At 53.3% G+C, this 23,402-nt stretch carries 16 protein-coding genes; 1 reads left to right on the top strand and 15 read right to left on the bottom strand.

What is annotated here, in order from left to right:
* The 6 genes from ABWP27_RS06535 to ABWP27_RS06510 form a co-directional block, all read right to left on the bottom strand.
* Window positions 1-1,226 (bottom strand): glutamate synthase subunit beta (locus tag ABWP27_RS06535; protein WP_353154996.1); only part of this gene is annotated, 1,226 nt, incomplete at its 3' end.
* Window positions 1,227-1,314: 88 nt separating this feature from the next.
* Window positions 1,315-6,003, bottom strand: coding sequence for a glutamate synthase-related protein (locus ABWP27_RS06530; RefSeq protein ID WP_353154998.1), 4,689 nt, complete (start codon window positions 6,001-6,003; stop codon window positions 1,315-1,317).
* A 177-nt stretch (window positions 6,004-6,180) separates the two neighbouring features.
* Window positions 6,181-6,888 (bottom strand): transposase, encoded by a 708-nt coding sequence (locus tag ABWP27_RS06525; protein WP_353154995.1) that lies wholly within the window; start codon window positions 6,886-6,888, stop codon window positions 6,181-6,183.
* A 62-nt stretch (window positions 6,889-6,950) separates the two neighbouring features.
* Entirely contained in the window at window positions 6,951-8,465 is a 1,515-nt protein-coding gene (locus ABWP27_RS06520) for an HDOD domain-containing protein (protein WP_353154994.1), read from the bottom strand.
* A 25-nt stretch (window positions 8,466-8,490) separates the two neighbouring features.
* Entirely contained in the window at window positions 8,491-10,182 is a 1,692-nt protein-coding gene (locus ABWP27_RS06515) for a putative bifunctional diguanylate cyclase/phosphodiesterase (protein WP_353154992.1), read from the bottom strand.
* 367 nt (window positions 10,183-10,549) lie between these two features.
* Complete coding sequence (locus tag ABWP27_RS06510; protein WP_353154990.1) at window positions 10,550-11,842, bottom strand: MipA/OmpV family protein; 1,293 nt, start codon at window positions 11,840-11,842, stop codon at window positions 10,550-10,552.
* Here ABWP27_RS06510 and ABWP27_RS06505 point away from each other — a divergent pair.
* Entirely contained in the window at window positions 11,841-12,299 is a 459-nt protein-coding gene (locus ABWP27_RS06505) for a hypothetical protein (protein WP_353154988.1), read from the top strand. The two genes, ABWP27_RS06510 and ABWP27_RS06505, sit on opposite strands and share 2 nt — an antisense overlap.
* Here ABWP27_RS06505 and ABWP27_RS06500 read toward each other — a convergent pair.
* The 9 genes from ABWP27_RS06500 to ABWP27_RS06460 form a co-directional block, all read right to left on the bottom strand.
* The gene (locus tag ABWP27_RS06500; RefSeq protein ID WP_353154986.1) at window positions 12,296-13,993 is read right to left on the bottom strand and encodes a methyl-accepting chemotaxis protein; all 1,698 of its coding nucleotides are present in this window, start codon (window positions 13,991-13,993) and stop codon (window positions 12,296-12,298) included. The two genes, ABWP27_RS06505 and ABWP27_RS06500, sit on opposite strands and share 4 nt — an antisense overlap.
* A gap of 65 nt (window positions 13,994-14,058) precedes the next feature.
* Window positions 14,059-14,535 (bottom strand): chemotaxis protein CheW, encoded by a 477-nt coding sequence (locus ABWP27_RS06495; protein WP_353154984.1) that lies wholly within the window; start codon window positions 14,533-14,535, stop codon window positions 14,059-14,061.
* Window positions 14,536-14,968: 433 nt separating this feature from the next.
* The gene (locus ABWP27_RS06490) at window positions 14,969-16,147 is read right to left on the bottom strand and encodes a porin (RefSeq protein ID WP_353154983.1); all 1,179 of its coding nucleotides are present in this window, start codon (window positions 16,145-16,147) and stop codon (window positions 14,969-14,971) included.
* Between the two features lie 269 nt (window positions 16,148-16,416).
* Window positions 16,417-18,834 carry an acetamidase/formamidase family protein gene (locus ABWP27_RS06485; RefSeq protein ID WP_353154981.1) on the bottom strand — a complete coding sequence of 806 codons (2,418 nt, stop codon included), beginning with the start codon at window positions 18,832-18,834 and terminating at the stop codon, window positions 16,417-16,419.
* A gap of 280 nt (window positions 18,835-19,114) precedes the next feature.
* Window positions 19,115-19,309 (bottom strand): DUF1427 family protein, encoded by a 195-nt coding sequence (locus tag ABWP27_RS06480; protein ID WP_011872457.1) that lies wholly within the window; start codon window positions 19,307-19,309, stop codon window positions 19,115-19,117.
* Window positions 19,310-19,354: 45 nt separating this feature from the next.
* The gene (locus tag ABWP27_RS06475; RefSeq protein WP_011872458.1) at window positions 19,355-19,564 is read right to left on the bottom strand and encodes a XapX domain-containing protein; all 210 of its coding nucleotides are present in this window, start codon (window positions 19,562-19,564) and stop codon (window positions 19,355-19,357) included.
* Window positions 19,565-19,657: 93 nt separating this feature from the next.
* Window positions 19,658-20,947, bottom strand: coding sequence for an acetamidase/formamidase family protein (locus ABWP27_RS06470; RefSeq protein WP_502905320.1), 1,290 nt, complete (start codon window positions 20,945-20,947; stop codon window positions 19,658-19,660).
* A 490-nt stretch (window positions 20,948-21,437) separates the two neighbouring features.
* Window positions 21,438-21,923 carry a single-stranded DNA-binding protein gene (ssb, locus tag ABWP27_RS06465; RefSeq protein WP_353154976.1) on the bottom strand — a complete coding sequence of 162 codons (486 nt, stop codon included), beginning with the start codon at window positions 21,921-21,923 and terminating at the stop codon, window positions 21,438-21,440.
* Window positions 21,924-21,936: 13 nt separating this feature from the next.
* A complete protein-coding gene (locus ABWP27_RS06460; protein WP_502905321.1) occupies window positions 21,937-23,130 on the bottom strand; it encodes an MFS transporter in 1,194 nt (397 codons plus the stop codon).
* Window positions 23,131-23,402 lie beyond the last annotated feature (272 nt).

Raw genomic sequence — 23,402 nt, 5'->3', positions numbered from 1 at the left:
CCCATCGCCAGCAACACCAGATCGGCTTTCATTTCAAATTCAGAATCCGGCACTTCCTGCATGCGGCCGTCTTTCCATTCGACGCGTGCAGCAATCAGTTTTTCAACCTTGCCGTTTTTGCCTTCCAGGCGCTTGGTGGCAACCGCCCAATCGCGCTCGCAACCTTCTTCATGCGAAGACGAAGTACGCAGCTTGGTTGGCCAGTAAGGCCAGACCATCGGTTTGTTTTCCGCGTCCGGCGGTTGCGGCAGCAATTCAAATTGCGCAATCGATGCTGCGCCATGACGATTCGACGTACCGACACAATCGGAACCGGTATCGCCGCCACCAATCACGATCACGTGCTTGCCGGTCGCCAGGATTTGATCCTTGACCTTGTCGCCTGCATTGACCTTGTTTTGCAAAGGCAGGAAGTCCATCGCAAAATGCACGCCCTTCAACTCACGGCCTGGCACCGGCAAATCGCGCGGCTGCTCGGCGCCACCGGTAAGAATAACGGCGTCGAAGTCTTTATTCAGCTGTTCAGGCGAAATCGTTTCCTTCGCCCAGTTGATGATATTGGCCGGGAAGTCCTTGCCAACCAGCACACCGGTGCGGAAAGTCACGCCTTCTGCTTCCATCTGTTTGACGCGCAAGTCGATGTGCGATTTTTCCATCTTGAAGTCGGGAATCCCGTAACGCAGCAAACCGCCGATGCGATCGTTCTTCTCGAACAGAGTCACGTCATGACCGACGCGCGCCAGTTGCTGCGCAGCCGCCATACCGGCAGGCCCGGAACCGACGACGGCGACTTTCTTGCCGGTCTTGACGCTAGGCGGTTGCGGCACTACCCAGCCGCTTTCCCAGCCTTTGTCGATGATGAAATGCTCAATCGACTTGATGCCGACCGGATCGCTGTTGATGCCCAGCGTACAGGCGGATTCGCATGGCGCAGGACAAATGCGGCCGGTAAACTCAGGGAAGTTATTGGTCGAATGCAGCGTATCGAGCGCCTGCTTGTAGGCACCGGAATAAACCAGATCGTTCCAGTCGGGAATGATGTTATTGACCGGGCAGCCGTTGTTACAAAACGGAATGCCGCAATCCATACAACGCGTTGCCTGTACCTTGGCTTCTGCATCGCTCAGGTGCACAGTAAATTCTTTATAGTGTTTGGTGCGCTTTTTCGGCTCTTCGCTTGCTTCCTGCAAACGCTGAAACTCCATAAAGCCGGTAATCTTTCCCATTTTTTTCTCGCCTTCTAAATCATACGTTTCAGCCCGACCGACTTGCGATCGGGCTCATGACTTCGTACTGGATTGCGTCTGTAAAGTCTTACACTGCGACTTTGGTCGACACGGCCTGTTCCGCCTGATTTGCATGCATCTCGGTCAACGCACGCTTGTATTCGGACGGGAAGACCTTGACGAACTTGCTGCGCGCCGTGTTCCACTCATCCAGCAAGGCGCGCGCACGCGTACTGCCGGTGTATTTGAAATGACGTTCGATCAGGTTTTTCAGAATCGCTTCATCGGTCTGTGCTTCGCTGCCACGTTTATGGCTGTGCCAGGTTCCATGTTCAGCCTTGCTTTCCTGCTCGGCTGTCGTTTGCACATGTTCCAGCGACACCATCGCCATATTGCATTTGCCCGCGAACTCGCCTTTCGGATCGTAGACGTAAGCGATACCGCCCGACATGCCGGCTGCAAAGTTGCGGCCGGTTTCGCCGAGCACGACGACGGTACCACCGGTCATGTATTCGCAACCGTGATCGCCGGTCCCTTCAACGACTGCAATCGCACCCGAGTTACGCACAGCGAAACGTTCGCCTGCCACGCCATTGAAGAAGGCTTCGCCGGCAACCGCACCGTACAGCAAGGTGTTACCGGCAATGATGTTCTCTACAGCGCGACCACGGAACTCGGTGTTCGGGCGTACGATGATGCGGCCGCCCGACAAGCCCTTGCCAACGTAGTCGTTGCCTTCGCCAACCAGATCCAGCGTGATGCCGTGTGCAAGGAAGGCGCCGGCCGATTGGCCTGCGGTACCTTGCAACTGGATGTGGATCGTATCGTCAGGCAAACCTTCGTGACCATATTTCTTCGCAACTTCGCCCGACAGCATCGCGCCGACGGTGCGGTTGACGTTCTTGATCGTCGAAATGAACGAGACTTTTTCGCCGTGTTCGATTGCTGCCTTCGCCTGTGCGATCAGCTTGTTGTCCAGCGCTTTTTCGAGCGCATGATCCTGATCTTCAGTGTGATAGCGTGCCACGCCTTCCGCAACTGGCGGTTGATAGAACATGCGGCTGAAATCCAGACCCTTGGCTTTCCAGTGCGAAATTGCCTTCGATTTGTCGAGCAGATCGGCACGACCGATCAGTTCGTCGAAGGTACGAATACCCAGTTGCGCCATGATCTGACGCGCTTCTTCTGCGATGAAGAAGAAGTAGTTAACCACATGCTCCGGCTTGCCGGAGAACTTGGCGCGCAAGACAGGATCTTGTGTCGCGACGCCGACCGGACAAGTGTTCAGATGGCATTTGCGCATCATGATGCAGCCTTCCACGACCAACGGCGCAGTCGAGAAGCCCATTTCATCCGCACCCAGCAAGGCTGCAATGACCACGTCACGACCGGTTTTCATCTGGCCGTCAGCTTGCACGCGAATACGGGTGCGCAAGCCATTCAGGATCAGGGTCTGCTGTGTTTCCGCCAGACCGAGTTCCCACGGCGAGCCGGCATATTTGACTGATGACAATGGCGATGCGCCGGTGCCACCGTCATGACCGGCGATCACGACGTGATCGGCTTTCGCCTTGGCCACACCGGTTGCCACCGTGCCGACACCTACTTCAGCCACCAGCTTGACCGAGATCGATGCTGTCGGGTTGACGTTTTTCAAATCGTGAATCAGCTGCGCCAGATCTTCGATCGAGTAAATATCGTGATGCGGCGGCGGCGAAATCAAACCGACGCCAGGTACCGAGAAACGCAAATGTGCGATGTATTCGGACACTTTGTGACCAGGCAACTGGCCGCCTTCGCCCGGCTTCGCACCTTGCGCCATCTTGATCTGGATCTGTTCCGCCGAAGTCAGATATTCGGTAGTCACACCGAAACGACCCGACGCAACCTGCTTGATTTTCGAGCGCAGCGAATCGCCCGGCAGCAAAGGCGTATCGACTTCAACCACATCGTGGCCGATGACCGAAGCCAGCGTCGAACCATCCTTGATAGGAATGCCGCGCAGCTCGTTGCGATAGCGCTTGGTATCTTCGCCGCCTTCGCCGGTATTCGATTTGCCGCCGATGCGGTTCATTGCAATCGCAAGGGTTGCATGCGCTTCAGTCGAGATCGAACCGAGCGACATCGCGCCGGTAGCAAAGCGCTTGACGATTTCTTTTGCCGGTTCGACTTCATCCAGCGAAATTGCGCTGGCCGGATCGAACTTGAATTCAAACAAGCCGCGCAAGGTCATGTGACGCTTGGATTGATCGTTGATGATCTGCGCGTATTCTTTATAGGTGCTGAAGTTGTTGGCACGGGTCGAGTGCTGCAATTTTGCAATCGCATCCGGCGTCCACATGTGCTCTTCGCCGCGTACGCGATACGCGTATTCGCCACCTGCATCGAGCGAGTGTGCGAGTACCGGATCGGCGCTGAATGCCGCCTTGTGCAAACGCAGCGCTTCTTCGGCTACTTCAAATACGCCTATGCCTTCCACATTCGAGGATGTGCCCTTGAAGTATTTTTCGATCAGCGATTTGTTCAAACCGATGGCTTCGAAAATCTGCGCGCCGCAGTAGGACATGTAAGTCGAAATGCCCATCTTCGACATGACTTTCATCAAGCCCTTGCCAACTGCCTTCTGGAAATTGGCGATGGCTTTTTCCGGCGACAATTCACCCGACAGATCTTTTGCCATATGGCTCAGCGTATCCATCGCGAGGTAAGGATGGATCGCTTCTGCGCCGTAACCGGCCAGCAATGCGAAATGATGCGTTTCACGCGCGGAACCGGTTTCCACCACCAGGCCGGTCGAGGTACGCAAACCCTTGCTGACCAGATGCAAGTGGATCGCAGAGGTCGCCAGCAAGGCTGGAATCGCCACCTGACTTTCATCGATCTTGCGATCCGAGATGATCAGGATGTTGTGACCGGAAGCCACCGCATCGACAGCTTGTGCGCACAGCGAGGCCAGACGCGCTTCGATACCGTCTTTACCCCATGCCGTCGGATAGCAGATATTCAGTTCATGCGATTTGAATTTGCCGCCGGTATGTGCGCTGATGTTGCGCAGTCTGGCGATGTCGGCATAGTCGAGCACCGGCTGTGATACTTCCAGCCGCATAGGAGGATTGATGTTGTTGGTATCCAGCAGATTCGGTTTCGGGCCGATGAAACTGACCAGCGACATCACCATCGCTTCGCGTATCGGATCGATAGGCGGATTGGTCACTTGCGCAAACAACTGGCGGAAATAGTTATACAGCGTCTTGTCCTTGTTGGACATGACAGCCAGCGGCGAATCGTTACCCATGGAGCCGGTCGCTTCTTCTGCCGTGATTGCCATCGGCGACATCAGGAACTTCAAGTCTTCCTGCGTATAACCGAATGCCTGTTGCAGATCGAGCAGCGCGGTAGTCGGCTTGGCTTCAGCCGGTTCCGCCTTCAACTCATTGAGCTTGATGCGCACCGATTGAATCCACTGCTTGTACGGCTTGGCATTGGCATAGGTATCTTTCAATTCCTTGTCGTCGATGATGCGGCCTGCATCCAGATCGATCAGGAACATCTTGCCCGGCTGCAAACGCCATTTCTGGATGATCTTCGATTCAGGAATCGGCAGCACGCCGGATTCGGATGCCATCACCACCAGATCGTCGTCGGTCACGATATAACGCGCAGGCCGCAAACCATTGCGGTCCAGCGTGCCGCCGATATGACGACCATCGGTAAATGCCATCGCAGCCGGACCATCCCATGGCTCCATCATCGCCGCATGGTATTCATAGAAGGCGCGACGATTGGCGTCCATCAGCGTATGGTTTTCCCACGCTTCCGGAACCATCATCATCATTGCCTGTGCAATCGGATAACCTGCCATCACCAGCAGTTCGAGCGCATTGTCGAAACATGCGGTATCAGACTGACCTTCATAAATCAGCGGGAACAGTTTTTTCAGATCGTCGCCCAGCACGGCAGATTTCATCACACCTTCGCGCGCGCGCATCCAGTTGAAGTTGCCTTTGACGGTATTGATTTCGCCGTTATGCGCGATCAAACGGTATGGGTGAGCCAGCGGCCATTCCGGGAAAGTATTGGTGGAGAAGCGTTGATGCACCAGCGCCAGCGCGGAAACGCAGCGTGGATCTTGCAGATCTTTGTAGTATTCGCCGACCTGATCCGCCAGCAGCAGACCTTTATAGACTACGGTGCGCGCTGACATCGATGGCACAAAGAATTCCTGACCGTGCAGCAGATGCAAAGCCTGAATTGCATGACCGGATGATTTGCGGATCACATAGAGTTTGCGTTCCAGCGCATCGGTCACCATGATGTCCTGGCCGCGGCCAATGAAAATCTGACGGATGACCGGCTCTTTTTCGCGCACGGTAGGCGACATAGGCATGTCTTTGTCGACCAGCACGTCGCGCCAACCCAGCACAACCTGGCCTTCAGCCAATACCGAACGCTCCAGTTCCTGTTCGCAAGCAATGCGCGAAGCGTGTTCTTTCGGCAGGAAAACCATGCCTACGCCATATTCACCGGCAGGCGGCAAGGCAATACCCTGCTTCGCCATCTCTTCACGGTAATACTGATCCGGGATCTGAATCAGAATACCGGCGCCATCACCCATCAGCTTGTCAGCGCCAACCGCGCCGCGATGATCGATGTTTTTCAGTATGAGCAAACCCTGCTCAACGATGGAATGGCTTTTCTTGCCTTTGATGTGGGCGACGAAACCAACGCCGCATGCATCATGTTCATTAGCCGGATCGTATAAACCTTGCGCGTGCATAGCCTTCTCCACTACTTTTCATGTCGAGGCTGAAGGATAGTGCAGCGCAACAGTAAATTCAACTCAAATAAATAGGGTCGGAGTAACTTAAATTACCATCAATTTTCTGAACATATTAAATAGGGACATAGTAAATGGAGTTTTGCACCATATTGAATCAAAATTATAAAATTCACCCTATTTTGGTGCAGATTCCAGCGTTTTACGTGCTGGCCGCCCACGCTTTGCCGGCCGCACGCGTCGAACAGCCTGTCTCTCAAGGGACAACTGAAATTGCTCCGAACCCAGGGCCCAGCCTTTTAACGTGGCCTCAGTCAGCATGTGTACGTCGTCTTCTTTGACACCCTGCTCGACCAGCGCCCGGTAAGCCGCTTCGCGCTCGAAAGGCGTATTGCCCAAAGACCAATATAGAGGGTGATCAGAAATAATAGGGTCAGAGTGAGCGCCTATGTGATGCGGATAGCTGGACCACGGATAATCTCCGACCGCATGCGTAAGCTCGCAGCGCACCGGATTCAATTCGATATAGGCGCAACAGGTCATGAAATAGCGTTCCGCATCCAGCACCGTCGCCTTGTAGCGGCCCTGCCAAAGCGTACCGGTGCGCGTGTACTTGCGATTGAAATACGGGACGTAATGACGTCCCAGCCATTGCATCATCCGGCTCAATCCTTCCAGATCGGCGGGTGTAGCAAGCAGATGAAGATGCGTGGGCATCAACACATAAGCGTGAATGGCAACCTTGAATTGCCTGGCAGCCTCTTTCAAGCGGCTCAGGAAAAAACTGTAATCGGCACTATCGCGAAAAACTGTTTCACCATTGTTGCCGGATTGAATAACGTGATGCGCTTGATTGGGTATGACGAGCCGGGGAAGTCGAGCCATGGTCTGAATGAAAGCTGAATAATGCCAGCTATGGTAATTCGACTACGCTACCGGCGGGGAAATTAGTACATGGCGCGCGCCCAGGCCGGTTCCAAATGGCAGCGATGTTCTATCGCCTTGACTACCAGTGCGCGCAACTCATCCAGCAACACCACTTCATTCGGTGTGATTCTGGATGTTGGCAGGGCCGCATTCCAGTCTCCGTAAATAAAGCCCACCGGATGAAAATTCAGCATCAGAGGCAAAATCATGAAGCTGCGCGAACTGCCCAGCTCTTCACGCCACCAGCGCGGCAATTTGTTGATGAAACCCGGCGCCTGCGCATCGTCGACCAGAATCATTTTATCGTTCGCCAACGCAGCATGAAAAACGTCCGGTTGATACGCATCGTTAAACATCAGACGCGGCAGCAAATCTTCCGTGCATTCGCCGAAGCACATGCGTGCAACATATTTGGCTTCATCATGATTGCGCAGGAACGTGATGGCGCGACTCAAGCCCAGGCCTTGATAGACAGTCTCCAATGCCACCGTCATCAATTGACCGGTACTGGTCGTCACCACTTCATCGCGCATATCGCCGACACCGCGCCGGATAATTTCAATCGCATCGGCAGGCTTGCCCAAAGGCAGCAACAGTTGCGCTTCCGGTTCGTCAGGCCGCTTTTCCTGGCCGATCAGCAGCTCATCTTCCCTGGCGATTTTTTGCGCCGTATCGACGGCCAGCAGAATGCCAGGAACATCCAGGCCCAGCATCTCCGCATAATCTTCCGCAATATTTGTCAGATCCACGGCGGAAGTCTCTTCTCCTTCGCACACGGCACCAGCGCAGCGCGTCGCCATCGTCGAAATTGCAGCCAGCCATTCCGAATGCATCAGCGGTTCATGTGTAAGGTCTGTATCGATACGCGGCGGTATTTCTTTCAAGCTGGCGACCAGCGAGTACGGAAAACCCCAGCGCTTGCCGATCAAGCTGCCGATTTCATCCAGACCCAAGCCAAGAACTTCGTCCGCAGCTTCATTTTCGGTAATATTTTTTTCCGCTGCTACCGTTTGCACCTGCACCCATTGCTCAGGCAGGTAAAACGACACCATCAAGCGGCCCAGCGAATGCAGTATCGAACAGACTACCGCCTCCTCCGTATCGCGCCGGGTTGATGATGAAGCAACCTGGCGTGCAATCTGCCCCGCCAGTACAGCCTTTTCCATTTCATTACGAGTATGCGATGTCGCCAGCGATGCGGCAGACAAACCATCGATCAGCTTCAAACCCAGAGCGAGATGGCCGATGGTTTCCGTACCGAGCACGATCACGGCTTTGGAAACCGTATTGATGCCCTGGCCAAAAGCCGAGTACATCGCACTATTGGCCAAACGCAAAACACGCTGTGTCAAAGTGGGATCGGACAAGACCGTTTTGGTCATGTTGAATTCGCGATCGTTCTCGCCGTGCATGGCGCCGACAATCGCACTCACCACGCGGGAAAATCCTGGCAGGTCACCACGCTGGCGCACACGCGTCCACAGCAAATCCAGTGTTTTCTCAGGATTGATCAATGGGTTGATTGGTTTCTTCATGAATCAGTTTTTGCGGCCTGTCAGACTAGTTTTGCAGAACAAGTGTCTCTGCTTTCAAAATATCGATGAGTGCATCAGGCACGGAAGGGTGGCCGGTATGAAAGCCCTGAATCAGCGAACAACCCTGGCTGGACAGGAATTCCAGCTGCTGTTCGTTTTCAACGCCCTCTGCCACCGTCTGCAAACTCAGATTGCCGGCAAGACTGAGAATCACATTGCAAATCGCGGCATCCTTGACGGATGTCGGCAAATCCCTGATGAAAGCGCGATCGATCTTGAGCGCTGCAATCGGAAAGCGCTTCAGGTAAATCAGCGAAGAATATCCGGTGCCGAAATCATCAATCGCGATACGCACGCCGCGCGCGGCAATCTTGTTCAGCAGCGCTTCTGCATGTTCAGGATCCGACATCAGGATGCCTTCGGTAATCTCCAGCATCAATTGATGCCCTTCCAATCCGGACAGCTTGAGAGCGTCATCCATCATGCCGAGAAACTGGTCATTGCGGAATTGACGCGGGCTGACGTTGACTGAAACATAGAGCTGCCGGCCAGCCGCCTCCTCGAATCGCTTCAACTGCACGCATGCGGATTTCAATGCCCATGCGCCGAGCAGATTGATCAATCCATTGTCTTCCGCCATCGGGATGAACTGATTCGGCGGCACCAGGCCGATATCCGGGCGCATCCAGCGCATCAGGGCTTCAAACCCCATGATCTGGCGCGTTTGCGCATCGACGATAGGCTGATAGTGCAACAGAAATTCGCCGTTCCGGACGGCATCGAACATTGCCGCTTCCATCGACACATCATGCTCGATGCGATTGAAGGCAAGCTCGTTATACACAATGCAGCGCGCCTTGCCGGTTTCCTTGGCCCGATACATTGCCGCATCGGCATGCGCCAGCAATTTGACTTCGCTGTCGCCGTGCATCGGATAGATTGCAACCCCGATCGAGGCGCTCACATACAAGGTGTTGTTATTGATTTCAAAGGGTAGCTGGATGGCAGAAATCATCCGCCGCGCCACGTTTTGAATTTCCACTTCATCGACGGCGCCAGGCAATACCGCGACAAACTCATCGCCACCGACTCTGGCCAGGGTATCGACATCGCGCAGGGTTTCGCGCAGGCGACCCGCAGCGATCCGCAGCAATGCATCGCCGACTGCATGGCCCAAGGCATCGTTCACCTTCTTGAAACCGTCGAGGTCCAGCGCGATGACGGAAAAACCGATATTGGTACGGCGCGATTGCGCCATGTTCATGCTCAAACGATCGGCCAGCAAGGCGCGATTGGGCAAATTGGTCAGCTCATCGTGCGTCGCCATATGGCGCAAACGCTCTTCCGTTTTCTGCTGATTGGAAATATCGCGCCCCACCAGCAGCAACTCCAGAGCAGTTCCCGCCTCATAGGCAATCATCTGCAACTCGAATTGCAAGACGGCGGCATGCGTCGCCATGCGTACGCTCACCCGGGTAATTTGCAGAGATAGAAGTGCCTGACGCAAAGACGCTTCGATTGCATGTCGGTCCGACAAACGCACCAACTCAAACAGATTCATGCCCACCAGTTGCGCATCGGAGCCGATCACTTCGGCGGCGCGACGACTGGCATAGAGGATTTCACCATGGCTGTTAAGCCGAAGCACGACCTCTCCGGCCACTTCCATCAGGCTGACTAATTGATTATTGGCCGTATCGTTACGTTTTGAAAACATGCTTAAAGCAGCTGAATTAAAAATAGAGGCCCATGGCTTTGATTTGTTCATTATTGCCATCGTGACACTGAATGCACGACTTGGCTGAACAAACGATAAATTTCACCAGCTGGAAATGTAAAAATTTGCAAACGTAAGCGTCAAATCTTAATGCAGTGAAATAGAAAAGAATAGAAAAGATTGCATTGAAAAAATTAAATTCCGTTTTTAACGACGTTTTCATGTTCAAGGCTGACTGAATGCATACCATTCCGCACGACAACCTGATCAAAATGGACGATTCCCTCGTAAAAAAACAGCAGCACACAACATCCCTTTAGATCGAAACTTGCTGAAGCACTGCAGAAAACTGCGCGTCAGCACCACCTCATATCTTCATCTCGAGATAGGTATAAATATAATTTGAGCCGCCATTCACATCACCCAGCAATCGCGATGAACCGAAAATACCGGAGCGGTGCGAAACGCCCACGCCGACATAGGTTTCCTTCAGACTGCGCGAACCGATCAAATCTCCCAGACTGACATCGATCGTTGGATCCAGATAATTCAGCAAGCGCGAGGTCGGACGATTGCGCGCAGCCTGGCTGCTCGCTTCCGTGTACGGCACCCGATTTGCGTAGGAAACGCCCAAACCCCAGCCCAGCCGCGTTTTGACCTTGTGGCTCCACGGAAAGCCGTAGTAAAACGCTTTCATGAACAAATCAACCTGCACGCCGTTAGCCTGCAGATTCCGGTCGTTGTGATGCACCAGCCCGGCATAGCCGACAAAATCCAGCGGCCAGCCATTGAGTTTTTCGATAAACGGTTTACCGATGTGCACGCCGGCGATACTGGTAGGCGTCGTCTTGTCGAGGTCGGCACATTTGAAAGTAAGGATTTTTGCCAGATGACAGCTATCGGCACCCGCCCGGCCATACAGTACGCGCACATAAGTCGGTGCTTTTTCATCGGCCCACAACTGCTCCTTGTAGCTGCCAAAATCATAGGCTGCGCCGACAAAGAATGATGGCTGCAAACCTTTGCGTATTATCGGACTGTCCTTGATCCGGCTGTCCAGCGCAGTGACGGAAACACCACCCAGCAAGCGCCAGCGCTCAGTCAGATTGTACGAACCGTACAGATTCAGCGCCACATTGGTGCCGGAGCCCGGCGCATAAGCCGGGCGTGCCGCCGTCGCCTCTCCTGCCAGCACACCATAGTAATAATTATTCAGCTTGCCATCACGCATTGAAATGCTGACGCTGGGGCGGAAAGCCCAACGCCCCGAGCGCCAGTCATATGAATATTCCAGCGCCAGTTCGCTGCCGTCCGATACCGAGCTCACGTCGTGCAGGAAAGATGCATGCAGCGTGCCCCAGGGCTGCTTGTAGCGATATGTCACGCCCAGGTCGACGCCGGTACTGCGCGGCGCCATTCCGCTCAATGCTGCTGGCTGTTCATCCTCTGGAAATCCTTCCAGACGCCGACGCAGGAAAACATCTACACGCTGATCTTCTTCCGGTGCGAACTTGATGCCGACGCGATTGGCATGCAGGAAAAAGCGCTCGCCTTCATACAGATACAGGGGCAGCAAATCCTTGCGATTGCCGCCACCCACATACGGCGAGCGCTCGACACGCGTGACAAATCCAAGGCCGGCACTCCCCGGCGCTGTCATGAATTCATTGAAGGGACTGGATGCGGTCTGTGCCTGCGCCGTCCATGCAACAGGGAAAACACAGGCCAGCAGCGCACAATGCAGAAATGCTTTCCTCACAGGCGAAATGTTTTTGTCGGCAATTGCAGTGCGCAGGGAAAAGGATAATGTCATCGGTAATTTTTTAAAATTGTTGTCGGCACAAGGAAAAACTCATTGCGAATGCCAAGCGAATGATCACACATCCCGCTCCGCGATGAAAATATATACCGACTCGCCCGCTCATTCCGTGCGCCAGGCAACAAACACTTGCAGGCAAACAAGAAATAGCAAAACCCGCAGATACAGAGAAACTGCCACATCACCGCTCACATATGGATGCAGGCAAAAGATAATGCGTTCCCGCGAGAAATCGCATGTGCATAAAAAAACCCGCTATTTCAGCGGGCTTTTATTCATGCAGGCAGTACGGTCTTAAAACTCTTCCCAATCGTCGCCGTTAACCGGACGGGTTTCATTGACGATTTTCTTCGGCGCCGGGCTGGCTGCGAGCTGACGCGTTACCGGTGCCTTGCTTGCCGCAACCGGCAAGCGTGTCGCAGCTCTGGTGCTGTTCGCTACGCCATCCAGTTTGAATATACTCACCGCTTGCGCCAGATTCGCCGCTTGTTCGTTCAGGGATTCCGCTGCTGCTGCTGCTTCTTCCACCAAGGCCGCATTTTGCTGGGTGACCTGATCCATCTGGCCAATGGCCTGATTGACCTGCTCAATACCTGCGCTTTGCTCCTGGCTGGCAGCCATGATTTCGGACATGATATCGGTCACGCGCTTGACGCTGTCAACCACTTCCACCATGGTCGTCCCCGCTTCTGCCACGAGCTTGCTGCCGCTATCGACTTTATCAACCGAATCGTCGATCAGTGTCTTGATTTCCTTGGCAGCTGCAGCCGAACGCTGCGCCAGGCTGCGCACTTCCGATGCCACCACCGCAAAACCGCGACCTTGCTCGCCGGCACGCGCGGCTTCCACCGCTGCATTCAGCGCCAGGATATTGGTCTGGAAAGCGATGCCATCGATCACACCAATGATATCGACAATTTTTCTCGCCGAGGTATTGATGCCATCCATCGTATCCACCACTTTCGACACGACCACACCACCTTTTTCCGCCACGCCGGAAGCAGTGACGGCAAGCTGATTGGCTTGTCGTGCATTGTCGGCATTTTGCTTGACGGTAGAGGTCAGCTCTTCCATTGACGATGCGGTTTCTTCCAGCGAGCTGGCCTGTTCTTCAGTACGCGACGACAGATCCAGGTTGCCGGATGCGATCTGATTCGATGCGGTTGCAATGGTATCGACACCCGAGCGAACCTGCGTGATGCTGGCGGTCAGGCTGTCATTCATATCCTTCAAGGCTTGCAGCAACTGGCCGGTTTCATCCTTCGAATCTACTGCGATGCGGCCGGTCAAATCGCCTGAAGCGACTACACGCGCCACACTGACCGCATAGCCCAAAGGCCGGGTAATACTGCGCGTCAGAAGCCAGGACAGCAGTATGCCCAGCATAAGTGCAACCACACCCAGCACAATCAGGACATTACGGCCTGATTCGTAAATTTCATCTACGTGCTTCCTCGCTGCTACAAAAATTTCTTCCTGAAAATCGACTGCACCCTGAACGGATTGTATGTAGTCGTTTGCTGCCGGCACCATTTTGGACTCGATCATCTCTTTCAGAGCAACTCCGCCATCACCACGCTCTTCCGCCTTGAGTTTGAAAGCGGCGTCGCGGATGGCGCTGTAAGTACTGCGCTTTTCAGCAACTGCCGCCATCATTTTCTTGCCTTCAACACTGACGATCATTTCTTCCAATTGCTTTTGCACTTTGCTGACGTCGGCACTGACGGCAGCCATTTCCGCCTGCAGAGATTTTTCTTCTTCTGCACTATTGGTTTTCACGCGCGCGAAAGTGCGCACTGTATTCGTGGCAATGCCTCTGATCCACTGCTCAGACAGACGCTCTTTGACCGTTGCCTCCTCCATCGCCGTAGTCGCTTCAGCAACGTCATGCAAGAACCAGACACCCAAGGCCGTCATTGATGTCATCAACATCAATATCAGCGCAAACGCAACACTCAGCCTGACGCCGATTTTCCAATTTTTAATTTTCATTTATTCACCCAATATAAAAATTCTGCGATATCAATATATCGAAGCAAGAAGTTGCTGCCATTAGCTCAAGCAGCGATTTTTTCGATCAGCCCCATATCCGACGAAGACATCAACAAATCGATGTCGACCAGAATCAGCATGCGTTCTTCTATCGTGCCCAGACCGAGCAGATAATCGGACTTCATCGTCGTGCCCATTTGCGGCGCCGGCTTGATTTGCTCTGCACTGAGCGTGATCACATCGGACACACTATCGACCACCATGCCGACCACGCGCGTGCCAATATTGAGAATGATGACGACGGTGAATTGATCGTAGCTGGGCTCGCCCAGATTGAACATGATGCGCATGTCAACGATAGGCACGATCACGCCACGCAGATTGATCACACCCTTGATGAATTCAGGTGCATTGGCAATCTTGGTAACCGCGTCATAACCGCGAATTTCCTGCACCTTCAGAATATCGATGCCGTACTCTTCCTTGCCCAGGGTAAAAGCCAATACTTCGTTCCCGTTTAAGGATTGTTGCTTGTCTTGCATGGGGCTATCCAGAATGCTTACGCACCTCCTGTAAAAGCAAGGGGATGCGCAATAGGTAAAGGGGGGATGGGAAAATTTGCTGCTAATTTCACATGGCAGCGATGACTACATCATGTATATCGGCAATCATATCGTCAAACTTTAGTTTCCACGTGGAAATTAAACAATGTTTTACGATTCACGCCTTAAGCTGGCATATTTGCCAACATATCGTCAAAGTTGATGAACGCTGATGCGCAAAAAAGGCCGCAAACCTCATCCCTCTTCAGATGATGGGTATTGGGTAAACGAAGATGATCAAACATGCACCAAGAGCCGCAGTGGCAACTTCACATCCAGGCTTCAAAAGGCACACCGTCAGATTTCCGCAGAAATACTGACGCCCGGCCTTGTTTCATCAGGGCAGAACAGCCGCACTGCCCTGATGAATACATTAGAAGCGCTGGCGAATGCCCACGCCAAAGCTGACGCCGCTGGATTGATCTGTCAGCTTGTCGTAGCTGACGACGCTATAAACATCGGTGCGCTTGGAGAAAAAGTAGTCATACCCCAGCGAGGCGGTATTGCGGACTATCGATGATTTCACGCCCGAGCCTCCCAGCACAGCACTGAAATCACCATCTGCTTTCACATTGGTCCGTGCCCAGGAGAACAGCACAGAACCTCTACCTGCAGGTGCGCTGACACCCAGTTGAACCGTATTCGATTTCAGATCGTATTGACTGTCGTTTGCAGCGCCAATCAAGCGGTTCGTCGAATAATTCAGTGTCCCAAAGAGCTTCATGAATTGCAGATCGTAGGCACCGCCCACAAACCAGGTGTCATTCTTTGACGCAGCCAGCGCATAAGTCGCTCCGGTTACCTGGTTATAAGGCGTAAATGTGAAAACCTGCGAATCCCCGCTGACAACGGCATCGAGCGGGTTGTTGACCTTTACAGACTGAAAGTAAGCACCGAAAGAAAGCGGCCCACTCTCATACATGGTATTCGCGCCATAATTGTTCTTGCCCGAATTCCCGGCCTGCTCGCCAAGTTGCAGGAACAGGCTGGTGGTAAATCCGCCGAGTTTCGGCATGACGTACATGATCTCGTTGCTCCAGCCCGTATCGCCGGACACGGTTGGCGACCAGGCTTGACCACGATAGCTGCCTGATGGCGTCTGCGTATGCAGTTCAAGCGGGGAAAACGCGAATGAACCACCGAACGGACTGAAGGTCAGTGTAGGAATGAAATTAGGCGCCAGGTCTCGCCCCAGTGACACACGTCCAAATGAACCGGAAAGTCCGACGTTGGCATCCCTGGAGAACATCGAGTCTCCATTGAAGCGCCCCGCAGCGCCGACATCGGGACGGATGAAACCGGTCAGCGCGAAATGCGCCTGCAAGCCGCCACCCAGTTCCTCCCTGCCCTTGAAACCCCACCATGAGGTTTCCATGCCGCTGCTGTTCACGCCGGATGTGCTCCGCGCATCACCGCTATTCTTGGTGGCTCCGGCATAGACATCAATCGTGCCGCTTACCTGCACAGAAGTCTGCGCCAAGGCATTTATCGAAAATGCAGATGCGGCCAAGCCCAGCACGCTGCCAATGGCAGCATGCTTTACCAACTTCATTGAACACTCTCTTTTTAAACTGAATCGCGTGATTGCCTTCATTGTCTCTCCTCCAGTATTTATATCTACGTGCTTGAACACACGACTAAACAAACCAGAATGTCAGTCACTGATTTGATTTAGCGATACTAGGAGAGAAGGGTGATCTGATCTTGTTCAACAACGAACAACTCATTGTCGAAAATCAGTATTTGAAAATTGTGAATTATTCTTCGCGACAAACCATGCCCGGATTACGCAACCCGGCATGATGGAAGAAGTGGCCTGCATCAGATATCGGCGAAAATCGACTTCCGGATTATTGCGTGTACGCCCCAGTTGCCGTTCACCACTTGCGTGACGCCAAAATCCACGCCAACCGAAATCACGGAAATTGCTTCATCCTCCGTCAGCTTGTGCGCCGTCATCAGGTAACGACGCGTCTTGCGAAAAGCATCCCGCATCGCCAAATCCAGCGAGGTTTTTTTATACACATCTGTCTGCGCAAGCGGCCCCAGTTGAGCAAGGTGATTGGCGTAGCAGAACCCTTGTATTACCCATTCTGTTTCCGTCTCAAGAAATGGATAATCCAGGTCTGCAAAGAAGCCACCCTCCAAATCCTTCTTCTTATGCAAGACAAGCTGAAACTTTCCCGTCATTGAGCATTCGATCGCTGTACCGCATAGCTCGGAATCCCCTTGCGACGCATGCGAATCACCTACCGAGAAAAGCGCGCCATCTACTGCCACCGGCAAATAAAGTGTTGCGCCTTTCGTGGCCCGCCAGTTGTCAAGATTGCCACCAAAGTAACTGGGCGGGACGGAATCAATTGGATCTTCGTGTGCAGGCGCGACTGCAAGAACACCGAAATGCGGACGCACAGGAATGCGAACGTTTTTTAGAACTTCGAAGTTCTTGACGATCGTATCGTGATCTACCGGCACGCCCGGATAATCGATGGTTTCATGGACAACACCAAATGGATCTGTTTGCGGAGTCCAGCGATAGTTATAAACCGCCTTGGCGCAACTACCATGGTCGGCATCCAGGATTTCGTAAATTGTCACCACCTCCCGAGGCTTGGGTTCCGTCAGCAGATCGTGATAATGAAAGCCCCACCAGGATGCGACATTGCTGCCAAACGACTGACCGGCAAACTTCGGATTTGCCGCCGGCCTGGGCATCACATCGAGAATGCGAATCTCCAGAACATCTCCGGGCTCGGCATTCTTTACATAGACAGGCCCGGTACATATATGTACTCCGAACCCTTCGCCCGCGCCCCGTCCGAATATGGAAGCATTGATAGGCCCCGCCCCTCGCCGGTCAATCGCCTTTTTATCCTTATCCCAAAAGAAGATGCTTTCAGCGCCCGCATCTCCCTGGATCATCCTTTCATAATCATCGTAGGCATGTTGAGTGATCGTCTCGATCGTCAAATAGTCGCCGGAATTGATTGATAAGATCGGCTTGATGAGGCTGCTGAAGTAACCCCAATGCACCGTTTTTGAATTAGCCGGGATGTAGTAATGCGTTCCCACATATTCTTCATCATCTGCATCGTTCACCTTATGCGAAGAAGATTGATTTGGCACAAGTGCAATTGCAGATTCAAGAAGAGCTACCTCCACCAATACTCCTGCAAAACGCGCATTCCGTGGCAGCTCTTCATTCTGCGCCAGGACATTCTTTGCATGTTCAGTTGAAGCGGGGTCAGGTCGGCCACGCAACTCATATCTCTTCCCTGCCAATCTCGGCTGTGATCTATATGTTTTGGGGGAGACGCCATACTCAAGATGAAATGCCCGGCTGAAGTTGGCGGCATCATTGAAACCCCAGCGGAAACAAAGCTCGGAGATCGTCAAATGCTTCAGGCTTTTATTAAACAAATCGATCCGGCATCTATCCAGGCGTCTCTTCTTTACATACTCGCCAAAGGTTGTGCCTGCAGAAGCAAACAGCTTTTGAAGATAACGAGCGGACAACTGCTCCGATCGTGCAATATCGACAGCTGAAAGCGCCGGATCAGTCAGTCTGGCCTCGATTGTTCTGCAAATGCGCCTTAAATGACTAAGCTGCATCGACGTCGAATGGCTAACATCCTCTTCTTCTTTTTGAGCCAGACTTGCAACCAGCATCGTGCTCAGCGCGTCTTCCATTTGCTCCAGATCCTCCGAGCCAAGCGAAGCGAGCTGAAACGTTATCGCCCTTGCAAATTCAAACGCGATGTTCCCGACACCCGATGCCGAAGAGATTTTGCAAATGTCAGTCTTTCCCGTGTGCATCAGCCTGGATATGAAATTGGCCTTCTCCAAGCGGATAACACAAGCACGAAATGCAGAGGTCAGCGCCAATTTCCATTGGCGAGATGAATCCAGAAGATAAATATCCCCGGATGAAACTGCTGCTGTCTCGGCACCAACATCGATTTGTCCGACGCCATCGAATAGCACGAATACAGTCACGGAATCCGTTCGCATGAGCATCGCAGGATCACGCGCTGTAAAAGCCTGAGGAGATGCGTTCAGCGTACTAAATACCGAACCGGGCTGAGAGACGCCGAATGTGATGTAGCCCACCAGAGATGCCTGGTTCTTGCTTGAGATCTCCGATGTCAACGCAAGACTGGCAAGCGCATTCTGCCACGCCGCTTCACGCAGCTCGGCTGGAAATGCATCGGTGGAAAATGTATGTGAATCATCGTGCATGCCTGGACCTTTCGTGATCAATTTCCCTTGCCAAGACTAGGGCGACTGAAACCGGGGAATCCAGCTTTTCATGCGAAGTGACTCATCTTTATGGAAAGCGAAAGGGACTTCCGGAATTTTCAGCTGACTATTTTCAAGACCGTCATGATCGCATGATCTTCAAGCCCTGTTTTTCATTCAGCCTTTCTCCGGAAGTACATACACCCCTATCGGCCGGTTTTTTGCACAGTGTGCAAAACCTTGCTTATAAAAAATGGCGGGAACCCGCCAAAAGAGGCACCTAGCCCACAAAAACCAGTTGGCCGCGCATCGCTGCGACGGCAAGGTAGCCGATAAAGGTGCCCACAATGGCGAAGATGCCACCAAGCACGTTGGGCGCCGGAATCGGTGCACGTACCGACGTATAGAGCAAGCCGGTAACAAGACCGACGCCAGACGCCAGCAATTCAGTTGAGCCAAAACCAATTTCGATCATGCGTGTCTCCTGTTTTTTTATGGAATGATTATTTCGAAAGACAGATCACTCTTTCGGCGGACCAAATACGACAGCCTTGCGAACCACCTGTACGATCAGGTAACCGACGTACGTAAAGATGATGGCCATAATGCCGCCGAGGACAGGTGGCGCGGGAATCGGCAAGCTCAGCCACGTATACAGTCCACCTGTAATCAGACCGACGATCAGCGCCACGATTTCATTTCTACCTACATAGACGTGTTCCGGTTTCATTTTTGCTCCTCCTGATAAAAGCCTTTCGGCAAATTTCTTCCTCTCGATTTTGAAAATGTGCCGACGGTTTTCCCGTCGGCACAACGCACGACGCTATTTTTTGGGGAAGATATCCTTCTGGATGATCGCGTGTACGCCCCAGTTGCCGTCCACGACCTGCGTGACGCCGAAATCCACCGAGATGGAAATCAGCGAGATGGCCTCGTCTTCAGACAGATTGCGCGTATCCATGAAGAAGCGGCGCGTCTTGTTGAAGGCATCGGTCATTGCCGTGTCAAGGGAACCTTTAATCGCTGCCGCCGGATCTGCGGCGCCCGCGAACTCCTTAAGGTAGTTCGGGCTGCTGAATCCATGAACAACCAGTTCGCTTTCGGTTTCAAGCAAGGGATAATCGAGTCCGTACAGCTTGGTGCCCGGCAGATCCGCTTTTTTATGCAGGATGAACTGGAACAGGCCAGTCAGAGAACATTCGATCGCGGTACCGCAGAGTTCCGCATCACCTTGCGAGGCGTGCGGATCGCCGATCGAGAACATCGCGCCCGGCACCGCAACCGGGAAGAAGCAGGTCGAACCTTTGCCAGTACGCCAGTTATCGAAGTTGCCGCCGGTGTAGCTTGGCGGGTTCGACGAGACCATGTCCGATTCTGCAGGAGCCACGGTAATCATGCCAAAGTGCGGGCGCACAGGGATTTCATAACCCTTCAGCACATCATAGTTGAGCTTGATCTTGCTACGGTCAACAGGAATGCCCGGGTAATCGATGGTTGGGTGCACTCTGCCTCGAGGATCGGTTTGTGACGCCCAGCGATAGTTGTACACAGCCCTGGCTGTGGTTTGCGCACCAGTTGCATCCACCTCGTAGAGGGTGATGACTTCGCGCTGTTTTGGTTCGGTGATGAGGTTGTTGTACTGGAGGCCCCAGTTGGCCGCCACATTAACCCCAAACGACTTGCCGCGATAATCGGGATTGGCGGATGGTCGCTGCATCGTGTCGATGATACGCACTTCCAGCACATCGCCCGGCTCTGCGCCATTGACATAGATGGGACCGGTACATACGTGTACGCCCATGCCGCCGCCAGCTCCCACCGGGTGATCCATTGGGCCTGCACCGCGACGATCGATCGCCTTGCTTTCAGCATCCCAGTGGAAAATACCTTCTACACCCGGATCACCCTGGATCATTCTTTCATAATCGTCGAAAGAGTGATGCGTAACAGCTTCCATCGTGGCGTAATCACCGGATTCCAGCTTCACCAGAGGCTCCATGGACTTGCTGAAATAACCCCAGTGGACGGTGTCTTTATTGGCTGGAACATAGTAGTGGCTGACGTTCTCACCGGCCTTCTTCGAAGGCAGGGGACGGTACGTGACACCACCCAAACCTGCTTTACCGCTAGCTTTTGTGCCGCTGATGTTTGCGCGTAGGCTGTGACGCGCTTCCGTGAACTCCGCGAGCAGGTCGGGATCGTTCAGGTGAGAGAAGTGATTGCATCCAGTACTGCAAATATGATCTTTCATATGTCTCCTAATTTTCCAAGGCACCACTTGATCGTGGTCTGGATCAAATCATATGAGGGAAGGAATTTTGATACTTGTTTGGAAACGCACTATTTATTGTCAAATTTGTTGTGCATGCATCCAAACCGTTGCTTCAGAACGATGTGCAATACCGCGCAAAGCGCCTGTAGCAGGATTATTGGCGGCCTTGTCCGTCGACCGTATAGTTATCGCCTCACCGGAGGCCTCAGCTAGCGGCAAGTGATGACGGGAATCGGATAGAACAGATATTTTTTGGAATGTCAGGCGACAAAGAAAAAGGCCTGCAGAATTAACTCTGCAGGCCTTTTTCACACACCAAGAAAGTTTTTTCTTAGAACGGAATATCGTCATCCATATCGTTGAAGTTCGATGCTGCCGGTTTGGCGGCAGGGCGAGCCGACTGGCCACCCGAACTTTGACGTGGTGCCGGTGCGCTGCTGCCGTAATCGTCATCCATGGCCGAACTACCGCCACCCGCGCCGGGACGGCCGCCCAGCATTTGCATGGTGTCGGCGATGATTTCCGTCGTATAACGCTCGACGCCATCCTTGTCCGTCCATTTGCGTGTTTGCAAACGGCCTTCGATATACACGGACGAACCTTTTTTCAGATACTGGCCGGCGATCTCAGCCAGCTTGCGATAGAAGGTAATACGGTGCCATTCGGTAATTTCTTTTTTATCGCCGCTATTCTTGTCTTTCCAGCTTTCCGTTGTGGCAACGGCCACGTTGGTAACGGCTTCGCCGTTTGGCATGTAGCGGGTTTCAGGATCGCGGCCCAGATTGCCGACGATGATGACTTTATTGACTGATGCCATTAATTTTCTCCGATTAAACTACCGCGGCCTGAACCTGGCCGCGACGTGGTAAGTTTTTCATATTGGCGGCAATTATAAGCCAGCCTACCGTCAACGCTGCGCCCAACACAAATACTGATGCACTGCTTACATGCTGCGTCAGCCAGCCGCCCAGCGCACCACCGCAAAACAGGCCCAGCGCCTGCAAGGTGTTGTACACACCCAGCGCCGTACCTTTGGCCGCAGGCGGTGCAATGCGCGACACCAGTGAAGGCTGGCTGGCCTCCAGAATATTGAAAGCAATAAAAAATGCCAGCAACAAGGCTACCAGCCAGATCCAGTGCAACTGCGTCTGTGCAAACACCAGCCACATGCCGACTTGAACCGCCAATAATAAAGCAATGGCGGCGACAAAAACCTGTTTCGATTTGCCGCGCCGCTCGGCAATGAAAATCGGTGGCAGCATCAGCAGAAAAGAAGCCAGCACCACCGGCAGATAAACTTTCCAGTGCTCGCCGAGCGGCAGATGACCAAAGCGGATCAGCGCCGACGGCATCACGACAAACATCGCCATTTGCGTCACATGCAGCGCAAACACGCCGTAATTCAGGCGCATCAGCTCACTATTGGCCAGCACCTCGCGTATTGATATGCGTCCTGGCGGCAAGGCCGGCGCAGCCGGAACGATATACAACACCACCAGGATCGCCAGCACCGACAAGATGCCGGTCAGCGCGAATATGCCGCCCATGCCGATGGCTTGATACAGCAGCGGCGACAGCACCAGCGAACCGGCAAAAGTCACACCGATGGAAGCGCCGACCATGGCCATCGCCTTGGTGCGGTGCTCCTCTCTGGTTGAATCGGCAATAAAGGCAGTGACTGCAGCTGAAATGGCGCCGGCACCCTGCACTGCACGACCAACGATGACCCAGACGATATCGTCGGCAGCGGCGGCAATGAAGGAGCCCAGCGCAAACAGGATCAGGCCGATCACAATCACGCGTTTGCGGCCGTATTTATCTGATGCAATACCGAATGGAATTTGCCCGAACGACTGCGTCAACCCGTAAATCCCCAGCGCCAGACCGACCAGCGTGGCGCTCTCGCCGCCCGGCAAGCCTTTTGCGTGTACCGAGAACACCGGCAGGATCAGGAACAGGCCAAGCATGCGCAAGGCAAAAATCGATGCCAGCGACGTGCTGGCGCGGATTTCATTGCGGCTCATGCGGGTGCTGACGTCGTTTGAAGAAGTGGATGACATGGCAAAGAGGAAATAGAGCAAGGAAGAACCAGAAACGTGGTTTTACGACCAGCTTTAAAACCCGCTATAGTAGCAGGTTGACCCGTTTTAACCTTCCCGCGACCTTCAAAAAAGGGCGTAGGGGCCGGAAAAGCCTAGCTGAAAGAGTGAATGGACGAAATTCGCATCCGAGGTGCGCGTACGCACAACCTCAAAAACATCAATCTTGATTTGCCGCGCAACAAACTGATCGTGAT

The organism is Herminiimonas fonticola, from assembly GCF_040395855.1.
GTDB lineage: Bacteria > Pseudomonadota > Gammaproteobacteria > Burkholderiales > Burkholderiaceae_D > Oxalicibacterium > Oxalicibacterium fonticola_A.
The sequence above is the reverse complement of the archived record's forward strand: the minus strand, read 5'-3'. Positions and strand labels throughout refer to the sequence as shown.

Excerpts from the sequence above, each read along its gene's own strand:
- ABWP27_RS06510 (WP_353154990.1), bottom strand. The coding sequence starts at position 11,842 with ATGACAGCGCCGGGGAGTGCCGGCCTTGGATTTGTCACGCGTGTCGAG.
- ABWP27_RS06460 (WP_502905321.1), bottom strand. The coding sequence starts at position 23,130 with ATGAGCCGCAATGAAATCCGCGCCAGCACGTCGCTGGCATCGATTTTT.
- ABWP27_RS06480 (WP_011872457.1), bottom strand. The coding sequence starts at position 19,309 with ATGATCGAAATTGGTTTTGGCTCAACTGAATTGCTGGCGTCTGGCGTC.
- ABWP27_RS06485 (WP_353154981.1), bottom strand. The coding sequence starts at position 18,834 with ATGCACGATGATTCACATACATTTTCCACCGATGCATTTCCAGCCGAG.
- ABWP27_RS06500 (WP_353154986.1), bottom strand. The coding sequence starts at position 13,993 with ATGAAAATTAAAAATTGGAAAATCGGCGTCAGGCTGAGTGTTGCGTTT.
- ABWP27_RS06505 (WP_353154988.1), top strand. The coding sequence starts at position 11,841 with ATGAATTCATTGAAGGGACTGGATGCGGTCTGTGCCTGCGCCGTCCAT.
- ABWP27_RS06520 (WP_353154994.1), bottom strand. The coding sequence starts at position 8,465 with ATGAAGAAACCAATCAACCCATTGATCAATCCTGAGAAAACACTGGAT.
- ABWP27_RS06515 (WP_353154992.1), bottom strand. The coding sequence starts at position 10,182 with ATGTTTTCAAAACGTAACGATACGGCCAATAATCAATTAGTCAGCCTG.
- ABWP27_RS06475 (WP_011872458.1), bottom strand. The coding sequence starts at position 19,564 with ATGAAACCGGAACACGTCTATGTAGGTAGAAATGAAATCGTGGCGCTG.
- ABWP27_RS06490 (WP_353154983.1), bottom strand. The coding sequence starts at position 16,147 with ATGAAGTTGGTAAAGCATGCTGCCATTGGCAGCGTGCTGGGCTTGGCC.
- ssb (WP_353154976.1), bottom strand. The coding sequence starts at position 21,923 with ATGGCATCAGTCAATAAAGTCATCATCGTCGGCAATCTGGGCCGCGAT.
- ABWP27_RS06495 (WP_353154984.1), bottom strand. The coding sequence starts at position 14,535 with ATGCAAGACAAGCAACAATCCTTAAACGGGAACGAAGTATTGGCTTTT.
- ABWP27_RS06525 (WP_353154995.1), bottom strand. The coding sequence starts at position 6,888 with ATGGCTCGACTTCCCCGGCTCGTCATACCCAATCAAGCGCATCACGTT.
- ABWP27_RS06530 (WP_353154998.1), bottom strand. The coding sequence starts at position 6,003 with ATGCACGCGCAAGGTTTATACGATCCGGCTAATGAACATGATGCATGC.